The 20,484-nt window shown below is 71.0% G+C and carries 23 protein-coding genes and 1 pseudogene; 12 read left to right on the forward strand and 12 right to left on the reverse strand.

Annotated features, from left to right (window positions below):
• Positions 1-8: 8 nt before the first annotated feature.
• Together FV233_RS03695 and FV233_RS03700 are read right to left on the reverse strand one after the other, a co-directional pair.
• Positions 9-950: a glycosyltransferase gene (locus tag FV233_RS03695; protein ID WP_147896647.1), complete on the reverse strand. Its 942-nt coding sequence runs from the start codon at positions 948-950 to the stop codon at positions 9-11.
• The gene (locus FV233_RS03700) at positions 947-2,341 is read right to left on the reverse strand and encodes an oligosaccharide flippase family protein (RefSeq protein WP_246689895.1); all 1,395 of its coding nucleotides are present in this window, start codon (positions 2,339-2,341) and stop codon (positions 947-949) included. Before FV233_RS03700 ends, FV233_RS03695 begins: the two co-directional genes overlap by 4 nt.
• Before the next feature lie 320 nt (positions 2,342-2,661).
• On the opposite strand from FV233_RS03700, the gene FV233_RS03705 reads away from it, so the two are divergent.
• Positions 2,662-3,183 (forward strand): serine acetyltransferase, encoded by a 522-nt coding sequence (locus FV233_RS03705; RefSeq protein ID WP_238261037.1) that lies wholly within the window; start codon positions 2,662-2,664, stop codon positions 3,181-3,183.
• Positions 3,180-3,797: a serine acetyltransferase gene (locus FV233_RS03710; protein ID WP_147896650.1), complete on the forward strand. Its 618-nt coding sequence runs from the start codon at positions 3,180-3,182 to the stop codon at positions 3,795-3,797. The genes FV233_RS03705 and FV233_RS03710 overlap by 4 nt, the downstream gene beginning before the upstream one ends.
• Positions 3,798-3,825: 28 nt before the next feature.
• Here the strand turns inward: FV233_RS03710 and FV233_RS03715 are convergent, their stop codons facing one another.
• On the reverse strand, positions 3,826-5,007 hold the full coding sequence (locus FV233_RS03715; protein WP_246689896.1) for a DUF1972 domain-containing protein: 1,182 nt from the start codon (positions 5,005-5,007) through the stop codon (positions 3,826-3,828).
• A 36-nt stretch (positions 5,008-5,043) separates the two neighbouring features.
• Between FV233_RS03715 and FV233_RS03720 the strand changes: the two genes are divergently transcribed.
• Positions 5,044-5,781: a class I SAM-dependent methyltransferase gene (locus tag FV233_RS03720; protein WP_147856695.1), complete on the forward strand. Its 738-nt coding sequence runs from the start codon at positions 5,044-5,046 to the stop codon at positions 5,779-5,781.
• A gap of 12 nt (positions 5,782-5,793) precedes the next feature.
• Here FV233_RS03720 and FV233_RS03725 read toward each other — a convergent pair whose 3' ends face one another.
• The 6 genes from FV233_RS03725 to FV233_RS30135 form a co-directional block, all read right to left on the reverse strand.
• The gene (locus FV233_RS03725; protein WP_147856694.1) at positions 5,794-6,726 is read right to left on the reverse strand and encodes a glycosyltransferase family 2 protein; all 933 of its coding nucleotides are present in this window, start codon (positions 6,724-6,726) and stop codon (positions 5,794-5,796) included.
• A complete protein-coding gene (locus FV233_RS03730; protein ID WP_238261031.1) occupies positions 6,723-8,336 on the reverse strand; it encodes an O-antigen ligase family protein in 1,614 nt (537 codons plus the stop codon). Before FV233_RS03730 ends, FV233_RS03725 begins: the two co-directional genes overlap by 4 nt.
• Complete coding sequence (locus FV233_RS03735; RefSeq protein WP_147896651.1) at positions 8,333-8,971, reverse strand: CpsD/CapB family tyrosine-protein kinase; 639 nt, start codon at positions 8,969-8,971, stop codon at positions 8,333-8,335. Before FV233_RS03735 ends, FV233_RS03730 begins: the two co-directional genes overlap by 4 nt.
• A complete protein-coding gene (locus tag FV233_RS03740) occupies positions 8,968-10,542 on the reverse strand; it encodes a Wzz/FepE/Etk N-terminal domain-containing protein (protein WP_246689897.1) in 1,575 nt (524 codons plus the stop codon). Before FV233_RS03740 ends, FV233_RS03735 begins: the two co-directional genes overlap by 4 nt.
• Positions 10,539-11,576, reverse strand: coding sequence for a polysaccharide biosynthesis/export family protein (locus FV233_RS03745; RefSeq protein WP_238261027.1), 1,038 nt, complete (start codon positions 11,574-11,576; stop codon positions 10,539-10,541). Before FV233_RS03745 ends, FV233_RS03740 begins: the two co-directional genes overlap by 4 nt.
• 563 nt (positions 11,577-12,139) lie before the next feature.
• On the reverse strand, positions 12,140-12,301 hold the full coding sequence (locus FV233_RS30135) for a hypothetical protein (RefSeq protein WP_187278046.1): 162 nt from the start codon (positions 12,299-12,301) through the stop codon (positions 12,140-12,142).
• Between FV233_RS30135 and FV233_RS03750 the strand changes: the two genes are divergently transcribed.
• The 5 genes from FV233_RS03750 to FV233_RS03770 all read left to right on the forward strand — a co-directional run bounded on the left by FV233_RS03750 (position 12,300) and on the right by FV233_RS03770 (position 15,674).
• The gene (locus tag FV233_RS03750; protein ID WP_147855579.1) at positions 12,300-13,403 is read left to right on the forward strand and encodes a helix-turn-helix transcriptional regulator; all 1,104 of its coding nucleotides are present in this window, start codon (positions 12,300-12,302) and stop codon (positions 13,401-13,403) included. The genes FV233_RS30135 and FV233_RS03750 overlap by 2 nt on opposite strands.
• A gap of 73 nt (positions 13,404-13,476) precedes the next feature.
• Positions 13,477-13,677, forward strand: coding sequence for a hypothetical protein (locus FV233_RS03755; RefSeq protein ID WP_147855580.1), 201 nt, complete (start codon positions 13,477-13,479; stop codon positions 13,675-13,677).
• A 272-nt stretch (positions 13,678-13,949) separates the two neighbouring features.
• On the forward strand, positions 13,950-14,159 hold the full coding sequence (locus tag FV233_RS03760) for a hypothetical protein (RefSeq protein WP_147855581.1): 210 nt from the start codon (positions 13,950-13,952) through the stop codon (positions 14,157-14,159).
• Between the two features lie 157 nt (positions 14,160-14,316).
• Positions 14,317-14,847, forward strand: a complete 531-nt coding sequence (locus FV233_RS03765) for a GNAT family N-acetyltransferase (protein ID WP_147896653.1) — start codon at positions 14,317-14,319, stop codon at positions 14,845-14,847.
• A gap of 212 nt (positions 14,848-15,059) precedes the next feature.
• On the forward strand, positions 15,060-15,674 hold the full coding sequence (locus FV233_RS03770) for a DUF2147 domain-containing protein (RefSeq protein ID WP_147896654.1): 615 nt from the start codon (positions 15,060-15,062) through the stop codon (positions 15,672-15,674).
• Positions 15,675-15,732: 58 nt separating this feature from the next.
• Here the strand turns inward: FV233_RS03770 and FV233_RS03775 are convergent, their stop codons facing one another.
• The gene (locus FV233_RS03775; RefSeq protein WP_147896655.1) at positions 15,733-16,956 is read right to left on the reverse strand and encodes a serine hydrolase domain-containing protein; all 1,224 of its coding nucleotides are present in this window, start codon (positions 16,954-16,956) and stop codon (positions 15,733-15,735) included.
• A gap of 57 nt (positions 16,957-17,013) precedes the next feature.
• Entirely contained in the window at positions 17,014-17,523 is a 510-nt protein-coding gene (locus FV233_RS03780; RefSeq protein ID WP_147896656.1) for a DUF427 domain-containing protein, read from the reverse strand.
• Positions 17,524-17,641: 118 nt separating this feature from the next.
• Between FV233_RS03780 and otsB the strand changes: the two genes are divergently transcribed.
• From otsB to FV233_RS03800, 4 genes are all read left to right on the forward strand, one after another.
• Positions 17,642-18,385, forward strand: a complete 744-nt coding sequence (gene otsB, locus FV233_RS03785) for a trehalose-phosphatase (RefSeq protein WP_147896657.1) — start codon at positions 17,642-17,644, stop codon at positions 18,383-18,385.
• Positions 18,386-18,466: 81 nt separating this feature from the next.
• Positions 18,467-19,474 (forward strand): glucokinase, encoded by a 1,008-nt coding sequence (locus tag FV233_RS03790; protein ID WP_147896658.1) that lies wholly within the window; start codon positions 18,467-18,469, stop codon positions 19,472-19,474.
• 63 nt (positions 19,475-19,537) lie between these two features.
• Entirely contained in the window at positions 19,538-19,780 is a 243-nt protein-coding gene (locus FV233_RS03795) for a type II toxin-antitoxin system prevent-host-death family antitoxin (protein WP_138910056.1), read from the forward strand.
• Positions 19,777-20,163: a type II toxin-antitoxin system VapC family toxin gene (locus FV233_RS03800; protein ID WP_147855067.1), complete on the forward strand. Its 387-nt coding sequence runs from the start codon at positions 19,777-19,779 to the stop codon at positions 20,161-20,163. The genes FV233_RS03795 and FV233_RS03800 overlap by 4 nt, the downstream gene beginning before the upstream one ends.
• Before the next feature lie 77 nt (positions 20,164-20,240).
• Here FV233_RS03800 and FV233_RS03805 read toward each other — a convergent pair.
• A pseudogene (locus FV233_RS03805) lies at positions 20,241-20,484 on the reverse strand (hypothetical protein); the annotation flags it as partial.

The following is a 20,484-nucleotide window of genomic DNA, read 5'->3' on the forward strand; positions in this document are numbered from 1 at the left end:
GGACCCGCTCACGCCGCCAGCGCCCGGGCGATGGCGAGGCGCTTCTGGCGCTGGAACAGGCGGCGCCAGACCGTGCGTCCGGCCTCGGGATTGATCCGGGTGAGGACGCGTGCCGCCATCTGCCAGCCGGGCAGCAGCGCCGTCGGCATCGCCAGGTCGGCGACGCGGTGGCGCGGGGCGGCGGCCAGCGGCGGCGGGCCGACGAGGCCGAGCCGGGTGAGGTCGGGCGCGAGGTCCGGGCGCTTGCGGTACCACAGCACCAGGGCCGCCCCCTCGCGCTCGGCGATGCGCAGGTAGGCGGTCTCGTCCAGGAGATGGTGGTGATAGGCCAGCGCCTCCGGCTCGTAGAACAGGTGCATGCCGCGCCGGGCCAGCCGCTCGCCGAGTTCGATGTCCTCGTGCCAGGTCAGGCGCGGATCGAAGCCGCCTGCCTCTTCGAGCAGCCGTCGGTCGACGCTGACGTTGCAGGTCAGGAAGGCGTCCCAGCCGACTTCCACCCGGCCCGCGAGCGCGTCGTACGACGCGTCGTGGTGCAGGGCGGAGAACGGCGAGAACGGCAGGGCCGGGTCGATGGTCATGCGCCCGAGGATCGCGGTCTCGCGTCCGCCCCGCCTGGCATGGGCTGCGAGATGCGCGTCGACGAGGCTGGGAGCCGGGATCGTGTCGTCGTTGACGATCAGGAGGCGCTCGCCCCGGGCCGACGCGATCGCCCGGTTCCGGGCCGCGTTGGCGCCGGCATTCTCCTGGCGCAGGTGCACGACCGGGATGCGCCCGGTGGCGACCGCGTGGCTGATCACCGTGCCGGTGGCGTCGGCGGAGCCGTCGTCGCAGACGACGATCTCGAACGGCCGATCGGTGGTCTGCCGGTCAAAGGCCCGCAGGCACAGGCGCAGCGTGTCGGCGCGGTTGTAGGTCGGGATGATGACCGAGAGCACGGGGACGTCGCTCATGACGAAGCTTCCGGGATCGAGAGGGCAAGGGGATCGGTGGGCGGGGCGGCGGGGGAGCGGCGGCGCAGGCATAGCCAGGCCGCCACCGCGGCGGAGAGGCCGGCGGCGGCCGGCACCGTGATCGGCGCGAGCGTTGCCGGGCCGGCGGCCCAGACGAGGGCGGTGACGAGGCCGGGGCCCAGCACGGTCGGTGCATCGCCGGGCGCCAGCGGTGCGCCGGCCTCCCGCCAGAAGGCGTGGGCGACGACCGCCAGCATCGCGACCTCGGCCAGCAGGGCGGCCCAGGCCGCGCCGAGCAGCGGATCGAGGGGAATCAGCACCGCGCACGCGGCCAGGTTCGTGGCGCAGGCGGCCGCGCTGCCGCGCACCGCGAAGCCGGTCCGGCCGAGGGGAACGAGGCCGGCGAACAGCACTGTGGCGGTGATCAACAGGGCGCTCATCGCGGCTGCGATCCGCAGGACCGGCGCCGCCGCAGCGAAATCCGGCCCGAAGATCAACCGCACCAGGGGGTCGGCGACCGCGCAGGCCGCCACGGTTCCGGCCCCCGCGGCCGCCAGGATCACGATCAGCGCCGGGCGCACGCTGGCGCGCAGGCGGTCGGTGCCGGATCGCGTGCGGCCGGCATTGAGGGCGCCGACGGCCCGGCCGAAGACCGGCACGAGTGGCGCGCACAGGGTGATCGCCACCGCGGCGCCGAGCTCGAAGAACCGGAAGCCCGCGGTGAACTGGCCGAGTTCGGCCGCTCCCGCCAGCGCCGCCAGCATGATCAAGCTGATGCGGCCGTTGAGCGAGCCGAGGGCGTTCGAGATCCCCACGCCGGCCGCGGCCCGGATCGTCGCCCAGCCATGCGCCAGGGAGGCGGGGCGCAAGGGGAGAAGCCTCGCGGCCAGGAGCAACCCGACCACGCCGTAGACGATGCCCGAGGCCACCGCGACGACGCTCAGGGCCGCCTCGGGGAGCTGCAACCAGAGCGCGAGTGCCGTTCCGCCGACCAAGGTCACGGCGTTGGCCAGGGACGGCCAGACCGACCAGCCCGGCTTCCCGCAGACCTGGAACAGGGAATCCTGGAAGCGCGCCGCCGCGAGCGGCATCAGCAGAGCGGCGAGGGCCAGCGCCGGCCGGATCTCCTCGGGCAGCAGCGGCAGGGCGCAGAGCAGCAGCAATCCGGTGGCGCCGCCGAGGAGCAGCCGCGCCGAGATCATGCGACCGAACTCCGCCGCCCGCATCTCCGGCGCGCCGGCGCCGAGGCGCGCCCCGAACGTCAGCGTGGTGCCGAAATCGGCCGCAATAAGCGCCACCGCCAGCACCGCGAGGGCCAGGCCGTAGCGGCCGAGCGCCGCCGGGCCGACGCCGTGGCCGACCATCACGAAGGCGGCGAAGCCGGCGGCCAAGTAAACCCCGCGGCCCGCGGCCTGTCCAAGCAGATTCGCGCCGTACCGCATGCCGCCCGGGCGGCCACGTCCGCGCAATCGATTTACCAAGCGGACCATCTCTCGGTGGAGCCTTACTGAAAACCGCGACCTACGATTGCATCGTGGCAGGGTGCGTATGGCTTGCAACCGTATCTTCAATTTATGGTTGCAGAGATAAAGCGTCTGAGGAAACCGGAGGACTGCGTATGTCCGAGCGCGCCGAGACTGACGCCGCCCGAGGGATCCCCCTCGCGGGCGCGACGAAATCTGCAGAGGGGCGGCGACAACGCTGGGTGCAGATGCGTACGGCGCTCGCGGCCGACCGCGCCCACTGGCACCGCCGGGGCCACGGTTCGGCGCGACTGTACAGGGGCTATCACGCGGTCTGGCTCTACCGGCTCTCCCGCTATAGCCACGAGCGCGGCTGGCGCATGGCGGCCTGGCTGCTGTGGCTGGTCAACGGCTGGTGGACCGGCTCCGATATCCCGCCCTCGAGCCGGATCGCCGGGGGATTGTTCCTCCCGTATCCGTTCGGCGCGGTCATCGCGGGCGCCGTCGGGCGTGACGCCGCCTTCGGCGTGCAGGCCTCGATCGGCGGCCTGTTGAAGGAGCCCGATCAGGATATCGGCGGCGGCCCCGGCTTGCCGGTGCTGGGTGACGGCGTGGTGCTGGAGGCCGGCGCGATCGTGCTCGGCGCGGTGCGGATCGGCGATCGGGCCCGGCTCGGCCCCCGCACGACCATCCTCAAGGACGTCGAGCCCGGGGAGACGGTGATGCCCCAGCCCTGGCGGGCCTTGCCGGGCCGGGGAGCCGCGGCATGACCGGCGCCGTCGTGAACACCGATCCTCGCGGTCCGACCGGCTACGCGGAGGTGCGCCGGCTGCTCTCGGCCGACTTCGCCCGCGTCCTGCGCCAGACCACGGGCGGCAAGCCGACCTCCCGGCTGCGACGCCTGATGCACCTGACGCTGCCCGCCATGCAGGTCGCGATCTTCCACCGCGTGGCGCATCTGCTCCACGGACACGGCTGGCGGCGATGCGCGGCCGCCGTCTCGGACCTGTCGTTGCGGCTGACCGGCGCGAGCCTGCATCCGGGCTCGCCGATCGGGCCGGGCCTGTTTGTGCCCCACCCGGCGCGCATCGTCTTCTGCGGCAGCGCGGGGATCGATCTGGTGCTGCTTCCCGGGACGCTCGTGGGGCCGCGGGATTGGGTCTTCCCCGGCGCGCCGTTCCCGGCGGACGCGCCGCGCCTCGGCGACAATGCCGTGGTCGGCGCCCACGCGGCCGTCCAGGGTGCCGTCACGGTCGGGGCCGGGGCGACGATCGGGATCGGCGTGTGCAGCCTGCGGGACGTGCCCGCCGGCACCGTGACGATGGTCGCGCAGCGGCAGATCCGCAGCCGCTCCGATGTTCCGGAGGGCGGCGATGCAGTTTAGGACCAACCCTGCAACGTCGGCCCGCCGGTCAGGCCGGCCCGTGCTCGTGGCGGCGGATGGCTTCCCGGCCTCCGCGGGCGGCGCGCCGGGACGGGAGCTGGCGGCGGAGCACGCCTTCGTAGGCATCGACGATGCCACGCCAGCCGAACGCGTCCGCATGCCGGTCGCGGGAGGCCGCCGACATCGCGTCGAGCCGGCTCGGCGCGGCGCGCACGAGGTTCAGGATGCCCCGGCGCAGCTCGGTCTCGTCGCCGAAGAACACGGCGCCGTCGCCCGCCACCCAGCGGTTGAACGGATTGTCGTGGGCCAGGATCGGCGAGCCGGCGCCCAGGGCTTCGACCAGGGACGGGTTGGTGCCGCCGACCGTGTGGCCGTGGATGTGGAAGCGGGCATGGAGCCGGAGGGCCGACACCCGGTCGGCCTCGTAGATCGCGCCCGCGAAGATCACGTCCGGGCCGCCCGCGGCCTTCACGGCGCGGTGGTAGGAATCCGAGTCCATCAGCTTGCCGAGCACGACGAGGGGCAGGCCGGGGCGGATCTCGCTCCAGGCGCGGACGATCTGGAGCACGAGGTTCTCGGGCACGACCCGGGCGATCAGCAGCCCGTAATCGCGGGGGCGCACGCCGAACGCGGACAGCGGCGTCGTCGGCGCCTCCAGCACCGGGTCGGCGCCGTACGCGATCGTGGTGATCCGCTTCGCCGCTGTGTTGCGGGCGAGGTGGCGGGCGATCTCCGGATGGTCCGCGACCAGATGCGTCGAGAACAGGCTGCCGAGACGCTCGTTCAGCCAGAACCACGCCTTGGCGGGCTTCGACCACCGGTCGCGCTTCCACTCGATCCCGTCCATGTTCATGACGCTGCGCTTGCCGGTGAGGCGGTACAAGATCGAGAACAGGGCCGTGTTGTAGCCGAGCACCAGCGGCAGGGCCGGCCGGAACGCCGCCCGCAGGGTGCATTTGAGGTCGAACACGATCGTCGCGAAGGCGCCGTCGCCCCGCACCGCGACCGGGATCAGCGCCACGCCGCGCCAGACGCTCGGCGGGGTCGGCGTGCTGACCTGGCAATAGACCTCGACCCGCCAGCCCCGCTCGACGAGATCCAGCGCCAGGCGCTCGGCCAGGGTCTCGAAGCCCCCATGCGCGGCCGGCACCCCGCGGGTGCCGAGGATCGCCACCGCCGGGCGCCCGTCCGGCCCGTCCCGATTCACCACTCCGGCGCGCGTCGCGTCCTCAAGGGAGCCTGAAGTATGGTCACCGTCGAACAGCGCCTGTTCCGGGAGATGGGGGCCGGGGGTTACTCCCGGCAGGACCACCGGATGGAGTACATCGTGCGTGTCAACGCGCTGCTCCGGCCGGATATGCGGGTGATGGAGTTCGGGGCCGGGCGCGGCAAGTGGACCGATGACCCGGTTCCACTGCGCCGGCACCTCGGCGACTTCCGCGGACGCTGCGCCCACGTCATGGCCTGCGACGTGGACGAGGCGGTCCTCGAGAACAAGTCGGCCGACGAGGTCCGTCTGATCGGCCACGACGGGGTCCTTCCATTCCCGGACGGAAGCTTCGACCTGATCTCGGCGTTCTCGGTCCTCGAACATATCGAGCATGCCGAGGTCACCGCGGCCGAGCTCGGCCGGGTCCTCGCCCCGGGGGGGTGGCTCTGCGCCTGGACGCCCAACCGCTGGGGCTATGTCGGGGTCGGCGCGCGGCTGATCCCGAAGCGGCTGCACGCGCAGGTCCTGCGCTGGGTCGAGCCGCGGCGGGTCGAGATCGACTCGTTCGTGCCGCTCTACACGATGAACACGGAGGCGGCGCGGAAGCGGCTTTTCCCAACTGATCGGTTCGAGCACTTCACCTACAGTTTTGACGGGCAGCCGTTCTATCATGGCGAGAACATCGTCCTGGGCAAGTTCTGGGAGCTGCTGTTCCGGCTCACGCCGGGTCCGTTGAAAGGCTACCACATGGTTTTCATCCGGAAGAAGGCGTGAGGATCGGGCCGATCAGCCTCGAAGACTGCGCAGATGGTTGGAAAACCTGCGCATGTCCTCGGCCTTGCGGGCGAGTTCCGGCTGCCGTCCGAGGCGGCCGGCGAGGCTGTAGGCCAGCGCCCGCAGGGTGAAGCCGAGGCGCAGCGGGGCTACGAAGAAGGCCGGCGAGGACAGGAGCCGGCCGGCGTTGCGCAGGCGGTAGATCCCCGCCAGCCCGTCGAGCCAGCGGGCCGAGCGCGTGCCGGCCGAGCCGCCCTGGAGATGGACGACCGCGATCCCCGGCAGGTAGGCGACCCGCCAGCCGGCATCGCGCAGGCGACAGCCCCAATCGACGTCCTCGCCGTAGAGGAACAGCGTGCTTTCCAGGCCACCGATCGCCTCGACCGCCTTCCGGCGCATCAGGACGAACGCGCCGCAGACCCAGTCCACGTCCAGGGCCTCGCGCCCCCGGGCCTGCCGGCTCGCGAGGTAGAGGCCGCGCAGGCCGAAGCGCCCGGACAGCCCGGCAGCGTGGACCAGGGTCGAAAGCGGGCGCGGCTCGTAGCCGGCATCGCCGACCTGATGGCGGCCGTCCGGGAAGATCAGGCGCGGCCCGACCGCGCCGACATCGGGATGCGCGTCGAGATGGGCCAGCGCTCCGGCTAGCGCCTCCGGGTCGCGCAGGAACGCGTCGGGGTTCAGAAGCAGGATCGTGTCGCCCTGCGCCGCAGCGAGCGCGACGGCGTTGCCCCCCGCGAAGCCGTGGTTGGTCCGCTCGGCGATCAGCCGCACCCACGGGAAGGCGCCGGCGATCCGCTCCGGCGTGCCGTCCGACGAGGCGTTGTCGACGACGATCACCTCGTAGGACCGGTCGATCCGGCTGGCCGCGAGGAGGCGCAGGCAGGTCTCGATGTCGGCGCCGGTGTTGTAGGTGACGATCAGGACACTGAGGCCGATGCCGCTCATGGTCGAACTCTCCGCGATCCGAGGGCAGGACGGTTCGGGGTCGCGGGCGGCCTCGGACGGTTGCCCGGCGAAGTCGCGGATCCATGATCCGGCACGGAGAGCGCGCGCGTCGCGCCGCCGACCTCCGCGGCGGCACGGCGCTGCGCGGCCCGCACGCCCGCGATCAGCCCGAGGCCGGTGTAGAGCAATTCGGCGATGCCGAGGTTCAGGCGGAAACCCGGATCGACGAGCCCGTGCAGCAGGTGGGCGATGAGTCCGACCGCGCAGGCGGCCGCGATGGCCGCCAGCGGATCGCCCACCGGTGCGCGCCAAGCCGCCCGGAAGCCGCGGTAGATCCCGACCGAAAAGACCAGCGCGAAGGCGGTGTAGCCGACGATCCCGACCTCGGTGAGGATCAGGATGTGCAGGTTGTGCACGACGTGGTTCGAGCGGTCGAACAATCCGGCGAGGCGGGACAGGCCGGTCTGATCGAGCACCGCGAACTGGTTGCCGAAATTGTTCAGCCCGACGCCGAAGAACGGGAACTGCGCGAACAGCGCCAGGGCGGCTGCGTTGAGCGGCCCACGCTGCGCCGCCGAGCCGCCGTCATCCGCGGTCAGGCGCTCCCAGACCAGCGGCCCGGCATAGATCGCCCCGATCCCGGCCACGACGACCAGCAGGGCGAACACCATCAGGCTCGCCCGAGAGAACAGCCGGTCCCTGTAGACCAGCAGGATCACCAGGGTCGCCGAGAGCGGATAGGTCAGCCAGGAGGCGCGCGACAGGGTCAGCACCACGCCGACGACGGCCGAACCGGCCCCGGCGGCGCCGATCAGGCGCAGGAGTTTCGGGCCCCGAGAGAGGGCTAGCGCCAGTGCCAGCGGCCAAACGAACTCGTAATAGTACCCGAGAATATTCGGGTGGACCTTCAGGCCTCCGGCGCGGCGCTGGGCGGAGAAGTTGATGTTCTCCTCGACGATCTGCTCCTCGCCGAGCACGGAGAGGCCGAGTTCGGAGCCGGAGACGTATTGCAGCCCCGCCACCGCGGTCTGCACCAGGCACAGCGCGCAGATCGCCAGCGCCAGGGTGCGGATATCGGCGCCGGACAGGTTCGAGACGGCGACCGAGACGAGGAGCAGCCCGAGGAACCGCCAGGCATCGAACCACAGGTAGGCGGTGTCGGGGGCGTTGGCCAGCGAGAGCAGGCCGGCGGTCAGGAAGCCCAGCTGCGTGAGCACGAGCGGCCGGTCGAGGCGCAGCCCCGAGACCCGCTCGCCGATGCCGGTCAGCTTGGACAGGATCAGCGTCAGCGCCACCAGGAGCGCCACGCTGACGGTCAGTCCGGCGCCGCCGCCGATGCTCGGCAGGTATTGGCCGACGGCCTCGAAATGCTGGAAGAAGCTGACATCGAGCTTCACGGTCAGCCCGACCGCGAGGGCGACCAGCAGCAGGGGCGTCAGGCGGTAGCGCTGCCCGGCGATCAGGGCGCCGACCCCGCCGAAGGCCGCGGCCAACCCGACCACGGCGAATTTCAGGGGCGCGGCGCTCAGCGCCACGGCACCGGCCGCCGCCGCGAGGCCGAGGCCGGCCACCGGCAGGGCGCGGAGTGCGCGAACCGGGGCGCCGCTCATCCGAGCCACCGGTACAGCCATTTCGGGATCGGCCGCCGGGTCCCGTTGAGGACGATGCCGAGCGGCGCGCCGCCCGCGGCCTTGAGGTCGGCCAGCGCCCGCTGCGCCACGGCCCGGCGCGTGCGCTCGGCGCCGATCACCACGACGAACCCGTCCACGAAGGGCGAAAGCGCCGCCGCGTCGCCGATCTCGGTGATCGGTTCGCAATCCAGGATGGCGAGGTCGAAGCGGTCGTCGACCAGCGCCAGGAAGTCCTCGACGCGGCCGTCGTCCAGGGTCGCCTTCCGGATCGCCGCGGCGCTCCCCGCCGGCACGACGCTCAGGCCGTCGGCGACCGGGTGGACCCCGAGGCTCGGCGCCACGTCCCCGGCGACGATGTCGGCGAAGCCCGGCCGGCCCTCCAGCCCGTAGGCCGCGGCCAGCGACGGCCGGGACCAGTTGGTCTCGATCAGCGCAGCGGTGCGGCCGCGGCGGGCATAGGCGCCGGCGAGTTCGCGCGCGAGCGTGCTCACCCCCTCACCGGGTTGGACCGCGGTGATCCCGACCCGTCGCAGCCGGGTCTCGTAACGGCTGAGCTGGACCAGGGCCGGCTCGAGCACGGCCGGGTCGATCATCGGGGCGTTGGCGGCGATCATGCGGCGGCTCCTCCGAAGCGCGGCCGCCGCTCGGCGCCGGAGCGCAGCGGGACGGCGGCAAGGACAGGCACGCGCAGGGAGCGGGCGACCTCGGCGGCGCTGCGGTAGGTTTGGGCGAGGATCTCCGCCAGGGCGACGTAGGCCAGGGCTGCGAGCAGCCCGAGCCCGGCCGCGAGGCCGAGGATCAGCGGCCGGTTCGGGCCGGAGGGCAGCCGCGGCGGCACGGCGCGCGCCACCAGGGCGGAGGAGGTCACGGATTGCGCGTCCAGCCCGGTGCCGGTGCGCAACGCATCGATGCGCTTCTGGGTGTCGTTGATCTCGTCGCTGAGCAGGGATTTCTGCTGCGTGAGCCGGCCGTAGGCCAGGGCCGCGTCGCTCTGGCCGATGGCGGCCTTGCGGCGGCTCGCTTCGATCCCCGTGATGGTCTGGATCTTCTCCGCGAGCACCGCGAGCCGCGCCGTGTCGGCGGCGATCAGCGCCTGGTACTTCTGCCGCGTCAGGGCGATGAGGTCCCGGTCGAGGCTGATGAATTCGGGGGCGGTCGGCCTGAACCGGACGGCGATCTCCGCCCGCTTGGTCCTGAGATCGGCCCAGCGCGTGTCGAAGGCCGCCACCGTCGGGTCGGCGTCGGGCGGCGTCGGCTGCCAGCGGTCGGGCCCGGTCTCGCGGGTTCGCTTGAGCCGGGACTCGACGCCTTCGCGCTCGATCTGGGCGGCCGACTTCTGCCGGGCGAGGTCCGACAGCGTACCGAGATCGTTCTGCTGCTCGATCTCGAAGCTGGCGGTGTTGTTGCCCTTCAGGGAGGTCGCCAGCTGCGCGTCGATGGCGGCGAGGTCGGCGCGCGCCCGCTCCAGCTTGCCCTGGTAGAAGGTGGCGGGCGTCTCGTCGGCGTAGACCTCGACGTGGCGCCGCTTGTAGGCATCGAGCAGCCGGTTCAGCGCCTGGGCGGCGAAGTTCGGGTCCGTCCAGGTGAAGCCGGTCAGGATCACGTCCGTCTCCTTGACGAACACGACCTTGAAGGAGGCCAGATAGGCCTCGTAGAGCTTCTCGTCGGGGCTGAGGTGGCGCAGCAGGCCCAGCGTCTCGAACGGGATGCGGGCCGTGTCCACGACCCAGGTCTTGACCGCCTTGGCCCCGCGCATGGCGACCCGGCCCTGGTAGATCAGCCAGTCCGTCCAGTCCGCGGGGGGCGGGCCGAGGTCGCCGGTCGGGGTGATCGCCTTCAGCGCCGCGAACTCGTCGCGCACGATGCTCGGGTCGCGCAGGATCTCGACCTCGTTGTTCACGTTCTGCGCGCGCTCGGAGAACATGTAGTTCTGGTTGGCGCCGCCCTGGACCGGGGCGGCCGACTTCTCGCGACCGAGGCGGATGATCAGCTTGGCGTCGGCGGTGTACTCGGCGGGCGTCAGCAGCAGGTAGATGCCGGCGCCCAGGATCGCGGCGGCCAGGATCAGCAGGGCCGGCCGGATGTGCCGGAACAGGGCCGCCAGGGCGTCGCGGAGATCGAAGGCGGGGCCTTCGACGTCCTCGGGGGCGGCCCGGTCGGGCCGGGACATGTCGGACTTCGTCACGTCCCGGACCTCACGGTGGCGCTGGTGGAGGTGTTGGCGGACGGGCCGGTGATGTAGTTCACGCCGAAGCCGGTGCCGTTGAAGAGCAGGATCTGGCGGACCACGAGGTCGACGGCGCGGGCGGTCTTCGCCAGCAGCGAGGGCGGCACGTAGACCGTGGCGTTCGGGGGCACGATGATCGAGTCGGCCAGCCCCGGCTCGCCGATGTCGACGATGCGGACGCTGCCAGCGGCTCCGCCATCGAACCGGATGATGCGGACGGCATCGCCCGCGGCGGTCGGCAGGATGCCGCCGGCCGAGCCGAGCACCTGCGCCAGCGTGCGGGCACCCTGCAGGGTGACCGGCCCGGGGGCCCGGACCTCGCCGAACACCATGGTGTTGGCCGGCACCAGGCTTGCGAGGCGCACGCTCGTGCTCACCGTGGCGAGCTGGCGGTGGTAGGCGGCGGTGAGGTTGCTGGCGACCTCGGACACGGTCCGGCCTGCGGCCTGGACCGGCGGCACCATCGGCAGGTTGATCTTGCCGTCGGGCTCGATCGCCAGGACCTTCACGCGGCCCATATCGGCCCGCTGGGTGAGATCGCGGAAATCATCGGTCACGGTTCTGAATTTGCGCAGCATGATCGTGACGACCGGGTCGATCAGCACGTCGTCGTAGGTGCTCTTGATCAGCGTGGCGGCTGCCTCGGGCGACAGCCCGGCGACCTTGATGCCGTTCTTGCCCGGCAGCGAGATCCGGCCATCCGGTCGGACGATCACCGTACGGTTGTATTCCGGGTGGGTGCGGAAATCGACGTCGAACTCGTCGCTGGGGTTGAGGCGGTAGGTCGGCTGGACCACGCTCGAGTCGATCAGGAACGACACTTCGAGGTTGTCGCCGACATTGAGCCGGTAATTGGCGAGCCCCAGGCGCATGGTGCGCCCGACCTCCTCCTCGGCGGCGGCGACGACCGAGGGCGGCACCGCATCGGCGATCGAGCCGGTCTGGGTCACGTCCGGGCCGGACCGCCCTGCCGAGCGGGGTTTGCCGGACATGCAACCGCTCAGAAGCGGTGCGCAGGCGAGGACCGCCAGCGCGGCGGCACGGCATCGCGGATGATCCGCGACGCTGGATGCCCGGGAGGCGCGCCGGGTCGCCGCGCAGAGGAACGCAGACAGGGAAAACGCCATCGACCTTCAGCCGCACCATGCTCGACTGCGCCCGTCCGATGACAACTCGTGATCGAACCGCGCAGAGCGATACAATCGACGGGTTTGGTTAACGAGGCTTGAAGCTCGCCCCGCTCAACTCTATCAGAAGTTGTGAAAACGGGCCTGTGGCAAACTGCGGAGGCCGGGCATGGCGCCTGGCCAAGACAGGAGCGCGCCGGACGCGTCGGCCTGCCGGAGGCGGCCGTTGCTCGGAGGCGGTGCCGGCTACCGGAACGACCCTGCTTGCACATGGATCTTAACGAACGGTCACGCTCGGATTTCAGGATCCTTGCCGCCCCGTAGATCACGCGCTCTCCCACCACGGGCACGCGACCACGACGCGTGCCGCGCCCGATCCAGCCATGACCGCTGTTCGAACGGAACGCAGAGAGCGTGATGACTGTCGATCAATCAATAGGTTTGATCGAAATCCGTATCTCTTCAGATCCTTGCTTAAGCTTGAGCTCTCGGATAACAAGAACTTGACCGAAACGCCTCGGATATTCAGACGAGGCCGGGGCGGCGCGATCCTGAATGCCGGCATTCACCGGCCCGGAGTCGAGCGCCATGCCCGGCCTGAACCCCGCGCTGTTCGCGCGCCTCAGCGACGACCTCGAGGCGTCCTTTCAGGAAGACCTGGAGGAGGCGGTGGTCGATCCGGCGCGCTGGCCCGATCTGATCGAGCGCGTGTCGCTGGCGTCCGGGAGCGAAGGCGCGCTGCTCCTGCGCACCGACCGGACGGCCCTGGATGCGCTCACCACGGCGTCGCTCGCCGAATCCTCGAAGCGCTACTTCGAGGAGGGCTGGCACCGGGAGGATCACCGCTTCCGCGGCATGCCGATGATCCGCGCCCGCGGCATCGCGGTCGATCAGGACTTCACGACGCCCGAAGAGATCCAGCGGCTGCCGTTCTATCAGGACCTGCTGGCCTCCAGCGGGCTGCGCTGGTTCGCCGGGATCGGCTTCGAGGTGAAGGGCCGGCTCTGGTGCCTGGCGCTGCAGCGGACGGTGGCGCAGGGCCTGTACGAGCCGCACGAGCAGGCGCGCCTGGCGACCCTGTCGCCGCTGCTCCGGCGGGCCGGACTCCTCACCGCGATGGTCGAGAAGGCGCGCCTCGCCGGCCTGACGCAGGCCTTCGACATCATCGAGCGAGCGGCCATGATCCTCGATTCCGAGGGGCGGGCCGTGCATTGGAACACGGCGTTCGGGGCGCTTCTGGGCCGCGACCTGAAGCTCGCGGGTGGGCGCCTCGCCGTCGAGGAAGGTGAGGCGGCACGCCAGCTGGAGGCGTTGTCGCGGCCGTCCGGGCGGGCCCCGATCTCCGCGATCGTGGTGGCCCGCCGGGATGCTTCGCCGATCGTGCTCCACGTGGTCCCGCTAGTCGGCCCGAGCCGCGGCCTGTTCGCCGGCGGCAGCACGCTGCTGATGGCCAGCATTCCCGGGACCATGCCGGTGCCCGCCGCCTTCGTCCTCCAGTCCGCCTACCGGTTGACCCCCGCGGAGGCGCGCCTCGCCCAGGCCCTGTCCAACGGTGTCACCCTCGCGGAGGCGGCGAGCCGCTTCGCGATCACCGCCGCCACCGCGCGCTCGCAGCTCAAGGCGATCTTCGCCAAGACCGGCGTGACCCGGCAATCGGACCTGCTCCGGCTCGTGATGGGCTTGGCGCGGTAGTGTGCCGTCTGTCGGGTTGCGGAACGGGTCGTGCCGCGAGGCCGTTTCAACCGACACGACAGGAGACAACACCATGACGTATCGGATCGCACTGGCCTCCGCGCTGACGATCGGAGCTCTCGTGATCGGCGCCCCCGCCGAGGCGAAGGGGTGTCTCAAGGGGGCGGTGGTCGGCGGCGTCGCCGGCCATATGGCCGGACACGGCAAGATGGGCGCCGCCGCCGGCTGCGCGATCGGCCATCACCGGGCCAACAAGAAGGACAAGCAGGGCTGATCGCATCCCCGCAAGCACCGCTGCGCCGCGACCGGCGCGGCGGTGATCCGAGATGACCGGCACGGCCTTGTGAAGCCGGATCCCCAGCCGGGGATCCGGCTTCACGCGTTTCTGAAGGGGGGCTCGGTCGGCGGGGCCGAAACCCGATCGGTGACGACGTCCGATGACGGCGATCCCTTGACCGCTTATTGGAGTTGTTCTAATTAAGAACTGTAGGCGGGCGGCCAGCGATCGGTCCCTGCCGCAAGCCATTGCGACGACGGAGAGAGACGATGACCGGTACCGCGAACGCCGCTTGCGAGAGCTGCCGCTTCTTCGACGACCACAAGCTCAACGGCGCCCAGGCGCAGGGCGACGAGGGTCTCTGCCGCTTCAACCCGCCGGTCAGCCAGCCGGCTCCGCAGTCCAAGGGCCTGTGGCCGGTGGTGGCCTCCAAGGATTGGTGCGGCCACTTCACCGCCGAGATGTCCGCCGCCGAGTAATCGGGACGCGCGGCGCCGCGATCGCGGCGCCGGACTGGCGTCCATCCCCGCGCCGTCCTGCACCGCGATCCACCCGTGACGACCCGCGCGCGATCACCCGGCCCCACGGGGTGGTCGCGCATTGCCGTTTCAGCTCCGGCAGCCGTATGTTCGGGCCATGAGCCACGCGATCCGTCCCGCGACCCAGGCCGATATCCCGGCGATTGCGGCCATCTACGGCGAGGCCGTCCGCACAGGCACGGCGAGCTTCGAACTTGAGCCGCCGGACGTCGCGGAGATGGGGCGCCGTTTCGCCGTCCTGCGCGACGGCGGGTTTCCCTACCTCGTGGCGATCAGCTGTGGCGCAGTCTCCGGCTACGCCTATGCCGGTCCCTATCACCAGCGCGCGGCCTATCGTTCGACCTTCGAGGATTCGATCTACGTCGCTCGTTCGGCCCGGGGTACGGGCGTCGGACGAGCGTTGCTCGGCGCGTTGATCGTCGAAGCCGAACGGATCGGCGGCCGGACCATGGTCGCGGTCATCGCCGAGAGCGACTCGCCCGCGTCGGTTGCGCTCCACGCCGCCTTCGGTTTCACGCCGGTCGGCACCCTGGCGGGCGTGGGTTACAAGCACGATCGCTGGCTCGACGTGACCCTGATGCAGCGGCCGCTCGGACCGGGCCGGAGCGCTCCGCCGTCCCGCACCTGACCGGCCGGCTGTCGGCACGAAGACTGGTCATCGTGGCTCAGCCCTAGGCTGCGCCGTCATGATGCGGACAACTTCGCGCGAGAGACGGCGGGCAGGACGCGCAAGCCGCCCGGTGCTCGGCCCGGCGAGAGCGCGATGACGCGAGCGCGGGGGCCGTCCGCAAGGCGGTCGGTCTCGTTCCTTCGGGGCGCGCGAGGCAGGGGAGTTCGGGTATGATGGTTTCTTCGATCGGTCGGCGGGTCGCGCCGCTCGCGGCCCTGGCGCTCGCCGCGTTTGGTTCGCCCGCGCATGCCGCGACACCGGCTGACCCCAGCGGCACCTACATCACCGAAGACGGCCGCGCCCGCGTCCGCCTCGAAAAGTGTGGCGCCGCCAACGACCGGCTGTGCGGCTACGTGGTCTGGCTGAAGGTGCCGCTCAACGACAAGGGCGAGCCGCGGGTCGACTTCAAGAACCCGGATCCGAAGAAGCAGGCGCGCCCCTCGCTCGGCCACCAGCTCATCCTGGGCCTGAAGCCGAACGCCGACGCCCATTACGAGGGCAAGATCTACAATTCCGAGGACGGCAAGTCCTACGATGTCACCATCTGGACCGACGCGCCGAACGAACTGACGGTGCGGGGCTGCCTGATCGCCTTCCTGTGCAAGTCGCAGACCTGGAACAAGGTCGTCGACCTCCTGCCCGGCCAGCTCGCCGGCGCGACCAACGCGCCGAATGGCCCGCGCAGCGACCCGGAATTCGCCACGGGCTCGCCCAAGCCCGCCGCCAAGGCGGGCGCGAAGCCGTCGGCCAAGCCCGCCGCGGCGGACGCGCCGGCTCCGCAATGATTGAGGTGGAGCATCGTCGCGGTTCGAACCGTCTGACCGCACGATGCTCCGGCGGCGCTCAATCGTCGAGCGCCGCGTAGGTCAGGACCCGCAGCTCCCGCCGGATCGGCAGCGCCGAGGACGGCACGAGCTGCGTCATGAGCACGACCGAGAGATCCTCGGCCGGGTCGATCCAGAAGGCCGTCGAGGCCAGGCCGCCCCAGGCGACCTCGCCGGGCGTGCCGAGAATCTGGGCCCGGGCCGGGTCGAGCATCACGGAAAAGCCCAGGCCGAACCCGATCCCGGTGTAGGAAGTCTCGGCGAAGCGCGGCGTGCCCATGGCCGCCAGATCCCCCGTGAGATGGTTCGCAAGCATCAACGCGACACTCTTCCGGCCGAGCAGGCGGTTGCCGTCGAGGGTGCCCCAGTTGAGGATCATGCGGCAGAAGCGCTGATAGTCCGATGCGGTCGAGACGAGTCCGCCGCCGCCGGACGCGATGGCCGGGACTTTCGCGAAGGTGGTGTCCACGGAATCGTCGAACAGCCTGAGCTGGCGCGCGCGGTCATACGCATAGGTCGCGCAGAAGCGCGGCATCAGCTCGGGCCGGACGTGGAAATCCGTGTCGACCATCCCGAGCGGGCGGATCACCTCATCGCGCAGATAATCCGCGAACGGTCGGCCGGTGAGGGCGGCGACGTACTGGCCGAGCACATCGGTGGCGACGCTGTAGTTCCAGGCGCTGCCCGGCTGGGCGAGCAGCGGCATCCGGGCGACCCGGGCGGTCATGTCGGCGAGGCTGCCCTCCGGCGCGAGGAAATCCACTCCGTGCTCGCGGTACTGCGCGTCGACAAGGGTCGCCTCCATGAACCCGTAGGTGAGGCCCGCCGTGTGGGTGAGGAGATCGCGCACGGTGATCGCACGACGCGCCGGCTCGGTCTCCAGCTTCGCCCTGTTGCCGCCCACGGCCACGCGCATCTCGGCGAAGTCCGGCAGCACCCGGGCGACCGGATCGTCGAGCTGGAACAGGCCCTGCTCGTAGAGCTGCATCACCGCCACCGAGGTGAGCGGCTTGGTCATCGAGTAGATCCGCGTCACCTTGTCGAGGGTGAACGGCGTTCCGCGGGCGAGGTCGGCCTGTCCGCAGGCGCGGGCGAAGGCGATGCGGCCCCGCCGTGCCACGGTGACCGACAGGCCGGCGAGCCGACCCTCCGCCACGAGCCGGTCCATCCACGGCGCGATTCGGGCGAGCCCCACCGGGCTGAGCCCTGCGCCCTTCGGGTCGATCTCGGTCAGCGCGCTCATGTCGTCTCCTTCGGCCGGTGCGGCTCGATCAGGAGGATAAAGCGTGCCCCGGTGGGATCACCAGCCCATCGTTCCCGCGCCGCCCTTGAACGGGCCGACGATGCCGGGGGTGATCCAGCCGCCGTAGAAGGTTCCGGGCTGGGGCGTGACCCGCGCCGCGCCGACGAAGCAGGCATCCATCGGCAGGGCGTAGAACGCGACGTAGCCGGAGATCGCGTCGAAATCCGGCGTCGGATCGGGGTAGGACCACGCGGCGCTGGGCGCCAGCCGGTCGCCGCCATGCACGTCGAACAGCACGGCCTGACCCTTCCACTCGCAGATGCCGCCGCGGCGCGGACCCGAGAGCGCGCCGGCCAGCACGTCGCCGGGCGGCAGATAGTAGGTCGGAGGATGGGACGTCTCCAGCACCCGGTAGGCGCCGCCCGTCTGCGCGATCGCTACCCCGCCGAGCACCACCCGGAGCGTCTCCATCACGCGCTCCAGCCGCGGCGGCCGCGGGTAATCCCAGACGCTCTCCTGGCCGGGCTGGATCGGATCGGGAATGGGGCGTGCGAGCGGACGTGCCATGACGATTTCGACGTATATCGTATCCATATTGAACGCTAGGTTGAAGCGGGTCACCGTTCCGCGAACGGCCGCCGCGTGCTAGCCCGGGGCCGACATTCACGGCCCGGGACCGACCGCGATGGACATCGCCCTCTTCCTCGACTTCGACGGCACCCTTGCGGAGATCGCCCCGCGGCCGGACGCGGTGCAGGTCGAGCCCGGATTGGTCGAGGCCCTGGAGCGGCTGAGCGACCGGCTCGGCGGGGCACTGGCGATCGTCACCGGCCGGCCGGTCTCGGTGATCGACGGCTTCCTGGCACCCTCGCACCTCGATGCGGCCGGGCTTCACGGCGTCGAGCGCCGGGTCGGCGGGGCGCTGTCGGGCGTGCGGGCGGAGGATCATCCGGAGTTGCGCCGTCACGTCGAGCGTCTTCATGCAGAGAGCCGGGCGCTCACCGATGTCCTGATCGAGGACAAGGGCGCCTCGGTGGCGGTGCATTGGCGGCTGGCGAGCGCGGACGATGCCGGCCGGGCCGAGGTGCTTGTCAAGGACGCGGCCGAGTCGCTGGGGGGCGCCTACCGACTCCAGCTCGGCAAGGCGGTCGGCGAGATCGTGCCGGCCCAAGCCACCAAGGCCCATGCGATCCGCGCCTTCATGGAGCGTTCCCCCTACGCGGGTCGCCGTCCGGTGTTCTTCGGCGACGACCGGACCGACGAGATCGCCTTCGCGTCCGTGAACGCGGATGGCGGCATCGCGGTCCGGGTCGGCGACGGCGACACCGTGGCGACCCGGCGCCTGCCCGACCCGGCCGCCGTCCGGGCCCTGCTGCGGGACTGGGCCGCGGGCGGCCGCATCGATCCAGAAGCCCTGCCGCCGGCCTGAACCCGCCCTATCATTCGCGGCACGGCGGCAGGCACGCGGCCTGCCTCGCGGTGAGCCCGCTCAGGAAAAGGCTACGCGTCGATGTTCGAATTTCCGGTTCTGATCGGTGACATCGGTGGCACGAATGCCCGCTTCGGCCTGATCGCCGAGTCGGGCGCCGAGCCCCAGCTCCTGTCGCACGAGGCGACCGCCGACCATCCGGACCCGTCCCACGCCATCAAGGCGGCGTTGGCCAAGGGCGGGAATGCCGGGCCCGCGCCGCGCTCGACGATCCTGGCGATCGCCGGTCGGATCGACGGTCCGGAGGTCCAACTCACCAACGCCCACTGGAAGATTGCCGGCGAGCGCATCGCGAAGGATTTCGGGCTCTCCTCGGCGGTGGTTGTGAACGATTACGTGCCGGTCGCGGCCGGCGCCGCCGATATCGAGCCCCACGATCTTACGCCGGTCGGGCCTTGTCCGACGGTGCCGGGCGGCGCCCGGGTCGTGCTCGGACCGGGCACCGGTTTCGGGGCGGCGGCCCTGGTGCCCTACGCCGCCCATCTCGCGATCGTCTCCACCGAGGCCGGGCACACCGATATCGGCCCGGCGGACGATTTCGAGGAGAAGATCTGGCACGCGCTGGAGCGTGTCGAGGGACGCGTGACCGTCGAGGCGGTGCTGTCGGGCCCGGGCCTGGCGCGGCTGCACGCGGCGGTGGCGCATGTCCGCACCGGCCGGCCGCACGACAAGATCGATCCGGCGGCGGTGACCGAGGCCGGGCTGAACGCCTCCGACCCGCACGCCGCGGAGGCGCTGGAGCTGTTCGGCCGTCTGCTCGGCCGCGTCTGCGGCGACCTCGCCCTGACCTTCCTGGCCACCAGCGGCGTCTATATCGGCGGCGGCATCGCCCCCCGCATCGTCAAGGTTCTGGAGGAGAGCGGGTTTCGCGACGCGTTCGAGCGCAAGGCGCCGTTCGCCGAGATGATGCGCCAGATCCCGACCAGCGTCATCACGGTCCAGGATCCCGCCTTCCGGGGGCTCGCGGCCCTCGCCAACGAGGGTCGGCGCTTCGTCTACCACGGGCAGGTGTGGCGGAGTGAGGGCTGACGGCCTACGATGCCAGGATGGCGCCGCGCGATGCGGCGGACGGATAGGGCAGGGACCGGATCGATGCGAACGGTCAATCTGAAGGACGCCGAGACCAACCTGCCGCACTTGGTCGAACAGGCGGCTTTGGGCGAGCCGTTTATCATCGCGAAAGACGGCCGGCCTCTGGTGCGGGTCCTGCCTATCGATGCGCCGACATCCGTCGAGACGTCACGGATCGGATTTCTAGCCGGACGCATCCACGTCCCCGACGATTTCGACCAGATGGGCCGTGACGACATCGCGGCGTCGTTCGAAGACCGGTGAGCGACCTGCTCGACACGCATATCCTGCTCTGGGCTGCAGCAGGTTCCGATCGCCTGACACCGGTTGCACGCCGCCTCATCGAAGACCCTGCGAATACGCTCGTGTTCAGCGCGGCGAGTCTTTGGGAGATCGCGATCAAGAGCGGGCTGGGCCGTGACGATTTCCAGGTCGATGCGAAGAGCCTGCGGGAAGGCTTGATGAACAACGGCTATATCGAGTTGCCCGTCACAGGCGCCCACGCATCCGCGGTCTCCCGTCCACCTCCCATCCACCGAGACCCGTTCGATCGGCTCCTGATCGCGCAGGCTCTGATTGAGGGACTGGAACTGGTCACGGCCGATCGGATCATCGCGCGCTATGAAGGGCCGATCAGGCTGATCTGATGGGATGAGCTTCCCTCTGCGTAGCCGGATCGCGATGCGACGAACGCAACGAGACCCGGCTGTCGGTTGGCGGCTGATTAAGCCGCCGCGAGCGGCTTCGAGACGTCCTCCAGCGACTTGCCCTCCGCGGCCGTACCCCAGACGCCGCCGACGACCGCGGCGATCAGCATCAGCGCGGCGCCGATCCCGTAGCCGAACGCGATCATCTGGCGCCGGCCGATCGTGTCGAACAGCCGCCCGAGGAGCAGCGGGCCGAGGAACGAGCCGAGCGCGAAGGGCAACAGGTACCAGCCGACGCTGTTGCCCGGCACGCCGTAGAAC

The organism is Methylobacterium sp. WL7 (genome assembly GCF_008040085.1).
In the GTDB taxonomy this organism is placed as follows: Bacteria; Pseudomonadota; Alphaproteobacteria; order Rhizobiales; family Beijerinckiaceae; genus Methylobacterium; species Methylobacterium mesophilicum.

Bases quoted from the DNA above. Each gene is read 5' to 3' on its own strand.
- FV233_RS03695 (WP_147896647.1), bottom strand. From the start codon at position 950: ATGAGCGACGTCCCCGTGCTCTCGGTCATCATCCCGACCTACAACCGC.
- FV233_RS03705 (WP_238261037.1), top strand. From the start codon at position 2,662: ATGCGTACGGCGCTCGCGGCCGACCGCGCCCACTGGCACCGCCGGGGC.
- FV233_RS03710 (WP_147896650.1), top strand. From the start codon at position 3,180: ATGACCGGCGCCGTCGTGAACACCGATCCTCGCGGTCCGACCGGCTAC.
- FV233_RS03720 (WP_147856695.1), top strand. From the start codon at position 5,044: ATGGTCACCGTCGAACAGCGCCTGTTCCGGGAGATGGGGGCCGGGGGT.
- FV233_RS03725 (WP_147856694.1), bottom strand. From the start codon at position 6,726: ATGAGCGGCATCGGCCTCAGTGTCCTGATCGTCACCTACAACACCGGC.
- FV233_RS03730 (WP_238261031.1), bottom strand. From the start codon at position 8,336: ATGAGCGGCGCCCCGGTTCGCGCACTCCGCGCCCTGCCGGTGGCCGGC.
- FV233_RS03735 (WP_147896651.1), bottom strand. From the start codon at position 8,971: ATGATCGCCGCCAACGCCCCGATGATCGACCCGGCCGTGCTCGAGCCG.
- FV233_RS03745 (WP_238261027.1), bottom strand. From the start codon at position 11,576: ATGTCCGGCAAACCCCGCTCGGCAGGGCGGTCCGGCCCGGACGTGACC.
- FV233_RS03750 (WP_147855579.1), top strand. From the start codon at position 12,300: ATGCCCGGCCTGAACCCCGCGCTGTTCGCGCGCCTCAGCGACGACCTC.
- FV233_RS30135 (WP_187278046.1), bottom strand. From the start codon at position 12,301: ATGGCGCTCGACTCCGGGCCGGTGAATGCCGGCATTCAGGATCGCGCC.
- FV233_RS03755 (WP_147855580.1), top strand. From the start codon at position 13,477: ATGACGTATCGGATCGCACTGGCCTCCGCGCTGACGATCGGAGCTCTC.
- FV233_RS03760 (WP_147855581.1), top strand. From the start codon at position 13,950: ATGACCGGTACCGCGAACGCCGCTTGCGAGAGCTGCCGCTTCTTCGAC.
- FV233_RS03765 (WP_147896653.1), top strand. From the start codon at position 14,317: ATGAGCCACGCGATCCGTCCCGCGACCCAGGCCGATATCCCGGCGATT.
- FV233_RS03770 (WP_147896654.1), top strand. From the start codon at position 15,060: ATGATGGTTTCTTCGATCGGTCGGCGGGTCGCGCCGCTCGCGGCCCTG.
- FV233_RS03775 (WP_147896655.1), bottom strand. From the start codon at position 16,956: ATGAGCGCGCTGACCGAGATCGACCCGAAGGGCGCAGGGCTCAGCCCG.
- FV233_RS03780 (WP_147896656.1), bottom strand. From the start codon at position 17,523: ATGGCACGTCCGCTCGCACGCCCCATTCCCGATCCGATCCAGCCCGGC.
- otsB (WP_147896657.1), top strand. From the start codon at position 17,642: ATGGACATCGCCCTCTTCCTCGACTTCGACGGCACCCTTGCGGAGATC.
- FV233_RS03790 (WP_147896658.1), top strand. From the start codon at position 18,467: ATGTTCGAATTTCCGGTTCTGATCGGTGACATCGGTGGCACGAATGCC.
- FV233_RS03795 (WP_138910056.1), top strand. From the start codon at position 19,538: ATGCGAACGGTCAATCTGAAGGACGCCGAGACCAACCTGCCGCACTTG.